The 700-nt window shown below is 77.4% G+C and carries 1 pseudogene; it reads left to right on the top strand.

Features of this window, described 5'->3' with window-relative positions:
- Positions 1-297: 297 nt before the first annotated feature.
- Positions 298-700, top strand: a pseudogene (locus CTKZ_RS22160) (hypothetical protein); the annotation flags it as partial.

Raw genomic sequence — 700 nt, 5'->3', positions numbered from 1 at the left:
GCGCCCGTGACGCCGAGCGCCGCGACGAGTGCGAGGGTGGCGGCCGCTCGGGCGCGGCGCCGCGGGACGGGGGCGGTGGTGCGCATGAGACTCCTTCGTCTCGGGACGCGGGTGCGGGGCCGGGCTGCGCCATGAGAGGGCAGAAACCGGTTTCCCGACGAATCTCCCTCAACGTGCCACACCGGTCTGGAAAGCGCAATCCTTCCGACTCGGCTCTCCGTGCGACACGCCGGCGGGAACCGGACCGGTGTCCAGTCCGGGATGACGGAAATGTCACGATCGGATAACGTGCCCGGCGTGACGTTCCCGGAGCAGGCCCCTCGACGACGCGACCTGCGCCGACGCGACCGGGGCCGCCCGCGGCGCCGTCGCCGCGTCGTCGTCGAGATGCTGGTCGTCGCGACCTGCCTCGGGGCGGCCGCAGTCGCTGCCCCCATCGTCCTCACGCCCGACCCCGCCGACGGCCTCGCCGCCGCCCCGGGCGCCGGGCTCGAGCAGCGACTCTGGGACGCGGTCAGCCGCGGCGGCGGGCGCGCGGAGCTCAGCGACGCCTCCGCCACCCCGACCGTGTCCGCCACACCCTCCGCGACGCCGACGCCGACGCCGACTCCCGCACCCACCGCGACCGACGCCCCGCCCGCACCCCCGGCCGCCGGCACGCCCCCGCCCTCCGGCGGCGGCAGCACCCCCGCCCCGGCCC

It is taken from the genome of Cellulomonas algicola (assembly GCF_003851725.1).
In the GTDB taxonomy this organism is placed as follows: domain Bacteria; phylum Actinomycetota; class Actinomycetes; order Actinomycetales; family Cellulomonadaceae; genus Cellulomonas; species Cellulomonas algicola.
Note: the sequence above shows the minus strand (reverse complement) of the source record. Positions and strands in the feature narration are given on the sequence as shown.